The sequence below is a fragment of the Limnofasciculus baicalensis BBK-W-15 genome (assembly GCF_024178385.1).
GTDB classification, from domain to species: Bacteria; Cyanobacteriota; Cyanobacteriia; order Cyanobacteriales; family Coleofasciculaceae; genus Limnofasciculus; species Limnofasciculus baicalensis.
Genome location: NZ_JAMZMM010000261.1, coordinates 1 through 8734 on the forward strand (window position 1 = coordinate 1; position 8734 = coordinate 8734).

General features: G+C 41.9%; 10 protein-coding genes. All 10 read left to right on the forward strand.

Features of this window, described 5'->3' with window-relative positions; all coding sequences use genetic code 11:
* Positions 1–184: 184 nt before the first annotated feature.
* The 10 genes from patR to NJ959_RS21055 all read left to right on the forward strand — a co-directional run bounded on the left by patR (position 185) and on the right by NJ959_RS21055 (position 8574).
* The gene (gene patR / locus NJ959_RS21010; RefSeq protein ID WP_254013696.1) at positions 185–1147 is read left to right on the forward strand and encodes a heterocyst master regulator PatR; all 963 of its coding nucleotides are present in this window, start codon (positions 185–187) and stop codon (positions 1145–1147) included.
* Between the two features lie 495 nt (positions 1148–1642).
* Positions 1643–1846 (forward strand): DUF751 family protein, encoded by a 204-nt coding sequence (locus NJ959_RS21015; RefSeq protein ID WP_254013697.1) that lies wholly within the window; start codon positions 1643–1645, stop codon positions 1844–1846.
* A 49-nt stretch (positions 1847–1895) separates the two neighbouring features.
* Positions 1896–2309 carry a 30S ribosome-binding factor RbfA gene (gene rbfA / locus NJ959_RS21020; RefSeq protein WP_254013698.1) on the forward strand — a complete coding sequence of 138 codons (414 nt, stop codon included), beginning with the start codon at positions 1896–1898 and terminating at the stop codon, positions 2307–2309.
* Positions 2310–2542: 233 nt separating this feature from the next.
* Positions 2543–2959 (forward strand): XisH family protein, encoded by a 417-nt coding sequence (locus NJ959_RS21025; protein ID WP_254013699.1) that lies wholly within the window; start codon positions 2543–2545, stop codon positions 2957–2959.
* Positions 2947–3288, forward strand: a complete 342-nt coding sequence (locus tag NJ959_RS21030) for a XisI protein (protein ID WP_254013700.1) — start codon at positions 2947–2949, stop codon at positions 3286–3288. The genes NJ959_RS21025 and NJ959_RS21030 overlap by 13 nt, the downstream gene beginning before the upstream one ends.
* A 330-nt stretch (positions 3289–3618) precedes the next feature.
* On the forward strand, positions 3619–5277 hold the full coding sequence (locus NJ959_RS21035) for a glycoside hydrolase family 3 N-terminal domain-containing protein (RefSeq protein WP_254013701.1): 1659 nt from the start codon (positions 3619–3621) through the stop codon (positions 5275–5277).
* Positions 5278–5519: 242 nt separating this feature from the next.
* Positions 5520–5762: a DUF4327 family protein gene (locus tag NJ959_RS21040; RefSeq protein ID WP_254013705.1), complete on the forward strand. Its 243-nt coding sequence runs from the start codon at positions 5520–5522 to the stop codon at positions 5760–5762.
* A gap of 435 nt (positions 5763–6197) precedes the next feature.
* Entirely contained in the window at positions 6198–6776 is a 579-nt protein-coding gene (locus NJ959_RS21045; RefSeq protein WP_254013702.1) for a bilin-binding protein, read from the forward strand.
* A 391-nt stretch (positions 6777–7167) separates the two neighbouring features.
* A complete protein-coding gene (locus tag NJ959_RS21050) occupies positions 7168–7926 on the forward strand; it encodes a phycobilisome rod-core linker polypeptide (RefSeq protein WP_254013703.1) in 759 nt (252 codons plus the stop codon).
* A gap of 117 nt (positions 7927–8043) precedes the next feature.
* On the forward strand, positions 8044–8574 hold the full coding sequence (locus tag NJ959_RS21055) for a phycobiliprotein lyase (RefSeq protein ID WP_254013704.1): 531 nt from the start codon (positions 8044–8046) through the stop codon (positions 8572–8574).
* The last annotated feature ends 160 nt before the right edge of the window (positions 8575–8734 follow it).

Sequence of the window (8734 nt, forward strand, 5' to 3'; positions counted from 1 at the left end):
ATTTTGTACAATAGGCTAACTGGTAGTGAATTGTCTGGCGTTCATATTTTGTTACTTGACAGAGTTTTAGGAGAGCCGTTCCAGCCTCTGGACGAGTAGCACTGATGGTTTTGAAGAACCGGACAATTTAACCAGTAAGTCTAACACCCGTTAAGGGAATGTGTCTCCGCCGCTAGGAGGTTGTATGAGTCTTTCTGTGAATCGGTCCACCGACTCACCCAAATCTTCTGACGAAAAGTCAAAAGAAGCCAAGAGTGTGCCAAATCAGCACGCTACCACGTCAACCAGTGATTCTGCCAACAATACCAACTCAGTTGCTATAGGTAACTCAATCGGGATAATGCCACAAAATGTCCAGCGACAACAACCCATTCCACCGCCCAGCGAACCCATGCAGTACCGAGCAATCGGACTCATCAGAGGACAATACATGCCCTCTGCGGACCAATTGACACGAGGGACACTCGTATCATCGGATGGTTCTTTAATTGATGCAGTTTTGCTGGGGCGCGTCATGAGCTTGGTCAAAAATCATTTAGACTTAGCTCAACCCCATCTCTGGGTTGTTTATCCTCGGACAAGACTAGAGGACGGCAATTTGCATGTTCAAATTGTCGGTGTGTGGGAACCCGAAAAACTTCATCGCCCTGTCTCAACAGAAGTGCCGGAGGGTGAAGAATCCTCAGAGCAACTAACACCAGAAGCATCTCCTGAATTATCTGAAATCGATACTTCTCTGACTCTTAAAGAGGGCTATTTTTCCATTCGCGGCCAATTAATTTACCAGTCGAAGGAAGAAGGAAAAATAATTGTCAAAATCAAGCAATCTCCTCGTAGAGAGTCAGAAACTATCAAATTTTTCAAGTTAACTCTCAATGGTTTTCTTGGCGATAAAGTTATTCGTCATTTTTGGGATTTGCACTTACAACTCCATGGGAATACTCTCGTGGTGGAGGATGGTAATGATATTGGTGCAATCGCGATGAGGAGACCAATGAATAGTAACTTCCCGCCGAAAAGACGACCGACTTCCGGAAATGGCTTCACCAATCAGCGTCCCATTCCCAAGGGAGATCAAGCTGGTAAATCAGCACCGATTCCTAAACGCACCACACCGATTCCTAAACCGATTAAGCGTGGCGAATAGGGTTTTTGCAGGTAAGAGGTAGGAGGTAAGAGGTAAGAGAATAAAATAGTTTTGGGTTTTGAGTTTTCAATTAAAATTTGTAACTCTGCCACTCAGTACTAACCCACTCAGCACATTCTGTTACCTTTTCAAGGGCTAATAACTAATTCTATGTCTTCTTTAGCGATTAGTAATTAGCCAATACAGCGATTTGTAGGTGAGTGAGGTATAGAGAAACCCGGTTTATTAAATAAACCGGGTTTCTCTTGTTTAATTCACTTCCCATGGCTCATGATAGCTGTCAGAAAAGCAAGGCAAGCTAATGGCGCTATCAAGTTAAAAAATAGATAAACTCCCAATCCATCGATGCCACCTCCTCGCACAGGAACAAGATTGCCTAAGCAAACTGCGACCTGCTTGCAGCAGCGCTTCGCTATCGCAAATAACAGGAGTAGTTGTAAAATCAAGAGACTCATACTAGTGTAAATATCTAGCTAGTTCTAAAATAAGAGACAGATGAAAGATTTTTTTGAAAACCTCCTTCGTTTCCCCCGCTTCCTGATTACCGTCTCTTTAGGGATCTTCTTTGCCCTGTGGGAGCGCTTCAAACCACTAGTGAGTAACCCTGTCAGCGCGATCGCATTAGTTGGGTTGGTAGTCGGGACTTTTATGTTTTTGACCTTTACCCTCCAAGCCATGCTAGGGTTGAGTTCGGTGTAAATTAACCATCTTTACCAAAAATAGCCCGTAATATAACAAAGGGGGCGTTATGTCAACAAGTCGCCGTGTTTCTAGAATTTCCTCGCTGATTCAGCAAGAAGTCAGCCAAATGTTAATCAGCGAAATCAAAGACGATCGCGTGGGTGCAGGAATGGTGAGTGTCACTGATGTGAATGTTTCCGGAGATCTTCAGCACGCTAAGATTTATGTGTCAATCTATGGCACAGAGGAGGCAAGAGCAGCCACCATGGAGGGATTACAGTCGGCGACTAGTTTTGTCCGCCGAGAATTGGGTAGACGGGTTCGCCTGCGCCGCACGCCAGAGGTGTTGTTTATTGAAGATCGAGGTTTAGAAAGAGGCGATCGCATGTTAACACTCCTGAATCAATTATCTCAAGAGCGTCTGAGTAAGGGAGTAGAAGAAGTTATTCCCGCAGCGGAGGATTCTGAAGTTAATGAGTGAAGGTGCGGGGGATAAGGTGGATAATGATGTCCGATATTGCTTCACGTATGACCAGTATCGGACATTATCGTCCTGCTGCTCGTAATTTTAATACTTGCAATGAAATTGATGATCTTGATGATTTCCGGCGGGTGATTCCTGTGAATCAGATACCTAAGCTTGAGGAGACTTTGGTTTAGTATAATGTTAAGGTGAGTCTATAATAGATTCACCTTAATCTTATAAAGAGGACGATGCCAGCAAAGGATACTTACCATGATGTGGTAAAAAATGCTTTAATTAAGGATGGGTGGACTATTACAGCCGATCCTTATCCGATTAAATATGAAGAAATTAAATTAGTTGCGGATTTAGCGGGTGAAAAAACGATTTCTGCTAGCAGAGAAGGAGAAAAAATAGTCATTGAAATTAAAAGTTTTACCAGTCGTTCCCCGATGCGTGAATTTGAAACAGCTTTAGGTCAATATCTCATTTATCAAACGTTTCTTTCTATTACCCATCCAGATCGTAAAGTTTATTTGGCAGTCGGCAATAATATTTATGGAAGGTTTTTTCAACAAATTGCAATTGAATTAATTTTACAAAAATATCAAATCTTACTATTAGTTGTCGATCTTAAAAAAGAGGAGATTGTCAAATGGATAAGCTAACTCATTACCAAGATATAATCAAACAAATCCTCAGTAAATATGAAAGAATCTCAGGACAAGTTCCCGATCCTGATATAGATGAGGTATTAATGTTTGACGATCAAAGAAGTCAATATCTTTGGTTTAATATTGGCTGGAAAAATGATAGACGAGTTAAGGCAATTTCTGTTTATGTTCGCATTAAAAACGATAAAATTTATATTGAGGAAGATTGGACAGAGGAAGGTATTGCTACTGAGTTATTAAGGGAAGGTGTACCAAAAGAGGATATTGTTCTAGCTTTTCACGATCCAGAAACTCGCAAATTAACTGAGTTTGCTGTGGCTTAAAATTTGTAATAATTTCGGATAGCATTTGAGATAATTTAATATGTCTAAAAAAAAGATAAACAATAATCCTAATCAGCTAGAATTAGCTGCTTAGAGTTTTGTTATACGAATGACAATACACCCGGATATCTTGCTGATTATGTTTTAAGAAAATTAAATCAATATATGAAACAGCTAGAAGATAATTTTGGAATTCCTGAAGGTTTTTCTTGGTAAGAGAAATCCTTGAAATTGAGTTACCAACTCCTGTAAGATAATCGACCAAAAACACGCTAACAAAACGAAAATCAATAAGTTACATCACACCTACCAAACAAACAATTCTAATTTATGACGAACCATCCTAGCGCAATCTCACTACCCACTCTCGACTCCCTCTCCCTAGAAGCACTAGTAGCCCAAATGGTAGTAATCCGTGCCTCTGGCTACCTATTCGATCGTCAAATTCAGTATCCCATCTGGGAACCCCCAACTTCTAAGTTACAGCATTGGATTGAAGATTTGGGGGTTGGTGGGGTAATTTTATTGGGAGGAAGTGCCGTAGAATTGAAACTGCGATCGCAACAACTCCAAGGTTGGGCACAAATTCCTCTGCTCGTTGCGGCTGATATTGAGGAAGGAGTAGGGCAACGCTTTTCTGGTGCTACTTGGTTTCCCCCACCCATGGCAATTGGCGCGGTAGCTTTAAAAGATATGGCAAAAGCTCAACAATATGCCCAGGAAATGGGCAATATTACCGCTCAAGAAGCTTTGGCTATTGGGATAAACTGGATTTTAGCTCCTGTGGTGGATGTGAATAATAATCCCCAAAATCCAGTAATTAATGTCCGAGCCTTTGGTGAAACTCCGGAAACAGTCAGCCAACTAGCCACTGCCTTTATTCGGGGAACCCAAGATTATCCCGTATTAACTACAGCTAAACATTTTCCGGGACATGGGGATACGGCAACTGATTCCCATCTAGATTTACCAATTTTACCCCATTCACTCTCACGACTCCATCAAATAGAGCTACCCCCGTTTCAAGCAGCCATTTCTGCTGGCGTGGATACAGTCATGACAGCTCACCTATTGATTCCCACGTTAGACGAGGAATATCCTGCTACCTTATCAAAACCAGTTTTAACTGACTTACTCCGACAAGAGTTAGGCTTTGATGGACTAATTGTAACCGATGCCTTGGTAATGGGCGCGATCGCAAATCGATATGGTGCAGATGAAGCAGCAGTTATGGCAGTTGAAGCAGGTGCAGATATTTTATTAATGCCTGTTAATCCAGAAACTGCGATTTCAGCAGTATGTGAGGCAGTAAAAACTGGACGTATCTCACAGGAGAGAATTCTCTCATCGGTAGAGCGGATTTGGCAAGCCAAAGGTAAGGTGATGGATAGTTTTCATCTCAAATCCTCCACTGAAAACTTCCTCGCCCAAGTTGCTCAACCTGCCGCTTTCACTACCGTTAACAATATTCTCCGAGATTCCCTGAAAATAGGTGGCTCTTTACCTTTAGCACCACAACCCACCAATAGCAATCGCCAGCTACGCAATCTGATCTTAGTAGATGATGTCCTAGCTTGTGACTTTTTGGGGCGAAATGCTCCAGCTATCAATATACCCAAACAGTTAGGCTACCAACTACAATGGGTTGACCGCGATACTCTGCCAAGAGCAGATGATACAAACCATCTTCCCGGCTCCCAACCAACTCTGTTACAACTGTTCATTCGGGGCAACCCATTTCGGGGAACCGCTGAAATGATGACAAGGGCTGAGATTTGGGTTAAGAAATTGTTAAAGACTAACGATCTACAAGTCCTGGTGATTTACGGTAGTCCATATGTATTAGAGCAGTTTCAGAGAGAATTGCCGCCGGCTACCCCATACCCATATCTGTATTCTTATGGACAGATGGCAGAGGCTCAATCTCTCGCAATGGACCGATTATTTTCCCAAACTGCTCTCAGAAGTGGCTTGACAGAATTCGTTTAAGTTTTGTTAAGCAGATCTCAGCTAGCCAATATAAGTCTTTTAATGCCCTAGTCGCGCTAGACTGGCTAGGGTTGATTTCTGTAAGGATCTGAAAATTTGAGTCTTTAGTAAAATTTATGATAGATCTCAGATAAACTGTAACTTTCTATACTGAATCAAAATAATTTTCACGCTAGCCATTTTTAGATTATAGTTAGAGAGTAGCTGAATTTATACCAGGCTGATTACTTACTATGAGTCCTATGATTGCTAACCCAGTACTATCTACCCCCTCAGTCCGATACTCCATTGAGGTGATCCAAGAAGAAGCCCGTAAATTAGTGGAAAAAGGACACGTCAGCCGTCAACAGCCAATTTATGTGTTGTGCCAGTACATTCCTGCTCGGGAATGGGTTTGCGTTGAATGTGAACTGGAACAGTGCGACTTCTTGCTTAGAGACAGAATCGGAGACTTGATTGGTTCAGAGGAATGGAATAACGATTAAAGTTAATCGCGTCAGGAGAACACTATCTAATGTGGTCTAATGTGGTAGGGATGAAAAGGGAAATGGCTGATAGCTCCACTATCAACTCCATCGTTAACCTGGAAATGAAGACTGCTAAAGGAAAATTCGTTTAAATTGCTTTTAAAAAGTTTGGTCATCAGTACTCACTCCCAAATAAACAGGGTTGTTGGGATTACTTAATCAGTGTTCTAATTAGTGGGTTGTGGGGAGTTCCGATTGAGAGAGATTCCCACTACTCACTCCCTTTGCGCTCTTGGGAATAACTGTTTAATAAACCACTAAGACACTAAGACACTAAGACACTAAGGAAGAGAGAGATCTTCTTCTACCGCAAAGGGAGTAAGGAACGGCAACAAACGTTTAATAGTATAGTGTGGAAAGGCACGTAATAGGTTATGGCAGTATAAAGGAGCTATGACAACTCAATTAAGCGCTCGCGTTAAAGAATTAATTGCTAAATCAAGAATAGTCAGCTTTGCTAGCTGGGAGCAATCTTATCCAAAAGAGGTAATTCAGCTTTTTCAGACTGCTGATGATGAAGGACGCTATCTCACGGACGAGGATTTAGAGCAGATTGGTGCTGTTTCACCTGAAACTGCCTCATTACTGAATATAGCTCGGTTTCTGCGCGATCGCGTTTCGGAAATTGTGGTTGAAGCGAGGGAACAGGTTTTGCTAACCTATCCAGATATTACTCAGCCTGGAGGTGGTCTTTATCCCCCTGAGAGGGCAGAAGCTTGTTGGCGAGATTTTTGGCACTTTCTCCGCTGCATCACCTATGGGATTGCTGGCGGTAGCACAGATTTTACAAGTTCAGAGGGGTTGCAGTATATGAATCTGTTGTATCAGGAATTGCAAGTGCCTCTGGATGCGATGGTACTGGGATTAGAAAACCTGAAGTCTGCTAGTTTGCGGCGCTTACCTGAGAATGAACGAGATCGTCTCACCCCCTATTTCGATCGTTTAATCAACCAACTCAGAGCTTTCAGTTAACTTTACACTTCTTCGGTCATTAGTCATTGGTCATTGGTCATTAGCGTTTATTTAAGAAACCGGGTTTCTCTTTACCTCACTCGGTTGACAAGCGCTATAGTTAAGTTTCCGATACAAGACTTAATATTTATTAACATAATTAGACCCCATTTTCAGCAAAGATAATTTTGTTGCCAAATAGGAATGAGTAACAAACCCCCATGTCAACTGCGTGTTGATATGTTTGAAAGGACAGACTCGATCTGGCTAGGGTTTTGAGTTGGTCATCATCATATCCAATTTGGCAAACTTTAGTTATTATTAGTTATTAATTAGTCACAAACTAAGAACTAGATAGTAATAATTAATGAAATAAAAACAATCAAATCAATTTAATTTAGGAGAAAATTCCATGGCTTTATGGTCAGTTGATAGCGCCCCGGTAGAACAGAGACAGAATGGGACAGAAGATGATTTGCAAACGGTGATTAGCGCTGTTTACAAGCAAGTTTTGGGCAATGGACATTTGATGGAAAGCGAACGCCTAACCAGCGCCGAATCCCAGCTTCGGAACGGTAACATCAGCGTCCGCCAATTTGTCAACGTTGTGGCCAAATCCGATTTGTATAAATCGCTGTTTTTTCAATCTTCATCTCAATACCGTTTTATCGAGCTAAACTGTAAGCATTTGCTAGGTCGTGCCCCCCTCGATCAAGCAGAAATTGCCGTACATGTTGCCACCTACAACGAAGCAGGTTATGACGCGGAAATCGATTCCTACATCGATAGCGACGAGTACATTCAAAGCTTTGGTGAGAATGTAGTTCCTTACGCCCGCACAGTTAACTCCCAAGTGGGAATTAAGAATGTCAACTTTAACCGGACATTCTCCTTAGTGCGTGGTGCTGCTACCAGCGATAAGAGCAACAAAGCCAAGCTAATTAGCGCAGTAGCAGGTAATTTGCCCACGGCAATTAAAGCCCCAGTTTCTGGTGGCGGTAATCCTAGCCAAACCAGTAAGCGTTACCGGATTGCGGCTTCTGCCTCCAATTGCGGACCGACCACTCGCACGAGTAATATGGAATATTTGGTTGACTACAGCCAATTGTCTCAGCGAGTGCAAAACATCCAGAAAAGTGGCGGTAAAATCCTCAGCATTACAGTTGCTTAGTTAGTTATTGGTCATTAGTCATTGGTCATTAGTCATTAGTCTAATCATGGCAAATGACCAATGGTATTTGCTACTCATGAGGCAAGATTTAAAAGGCAATTAACAATTACCAATTAAATGAATATTAGTGAATTTGTAAAACTTTCGATAGGCAGGTGGAGATCCCAACGTAGCGGGCACAATTTAGCTTTCAGCCACTTTGAAGAAGTACGCTCGACTATTGATATTATTGCACTGCCAACAGACGATCCTGCTGTAATTGATATCTGTAAGTTGTATAATATCGATCCATCTAATGCGACTAATCCCTTTCGGATGAATTGGGAGGGGGAATCAGATTGGGATGAAGCTGAAAAGGTGGAAGGCACTTGTATCCTTGTTCCCATTCCCGATCCGGAAAATCCAAGTCGGGGGAAATTATTGCGCGATCGCGGATATGCTGAAACTATGTCAGCAGCAGGAGAATACCACTTCGCTGACGATGGTACTTTTATCTTACTCACAGAGTACGATCGCGCGGCGGCTGAGGAGAGAATCTGGTTTACTACACCCAATCTCCGCTTTCGAGTTGCTTTAATCAAAACTAGCGACGGCAAAGGTGTAGTTACCGCTTCATTTTCTTCGGAAATTCGTGCTTTATCGAGTTAGTAGTTATTGGTTGTTGGTTGTTGGTTATTGGTTGTTGGTTGTAGATCAAACAATTAATAACTAACACATGAGTCTGGCATGTCCTACAACAAAAAACAAACAACCAATAACAAACAACAAACAACAAACAACAAACAACAAACAACAAACAACAAACAAC

What these genes read in the sequence shown, in the direction of transcription:
- patR (WP_254013696.1), top strand. Translation starts at nt 185, where the DNA reads ATGAGTCTTTCTGTGAATCGGTCCACCGACTCACCCAAATCTTCTGAC.
- NJ959_RS21015 (WP_254013697.1), top strand. Translation starts at nt 1,643, where the DNA reads ATGAAAGATTTTTTTGAAAACCTCCTTCGTTTCCCCCGCTTCCTGATT.
- rbfA (WP_254013698.1), top strand. Translation starts at nt 1,896, where the DNA reads ATGTCAACAAGTCGCCGTGTTTCTAGAATTTCCTCGCTGATTCAGCAA.
- NJ959_RS21025 (WP_254013699.1), top strand. Translation starts at nt 2,543, where the DNA reads ATGCCAGCAAAGGATACTTACCATGATGTGGTAAAAAATGCTTTAATT.
- NJ959_RS21030 (WP_254013700.1), top strand. Translation starts at nt 2,947, where the DNA reads ATGGATAAGCTAACTCATTACCAAGATATAATCAAACAAATCCTCAGT.
- NJ959_RS21035 (WP_254013701.1), top strand. Translation starts at nt 3,619, where the DNA reads ATGACGAACCATCCTAGCGCAATCTCACTACCCACTCTCGACTCCCTC.
- NJ959_RS21040 (WP_254013705.1), top strand. Translation starts at nt 5,520, where the DNA reads ATGATTGCTAACCCAGTACTATCTACCCCCTCAGTCCGATACTCCATT.
- NJ959_RS21045 (WP_254013702.1), top strand. Translation starts at nt 6,198, where the DNA reads ATGACAACTCAATTAAGCGCTCGCGTTAAAGAATTAATTGCTAAATCA.
- NJ959_RS21050 (WP_254013703.1), top strand. Translation starts at nt 7,168, where the DNA reads ATGGCTTTATGGTCAGTTGATAGCGCCCCGGTAGAACAGAGACAGAAT.
- NJ959_RS21055 (WP_254013704.1), top strand. Translation starts at nt 8,044, where the DNA reads ATGAATATTAGTGAATTTGTAAAACTTTCGATAGGCAGGTGGAGATCC.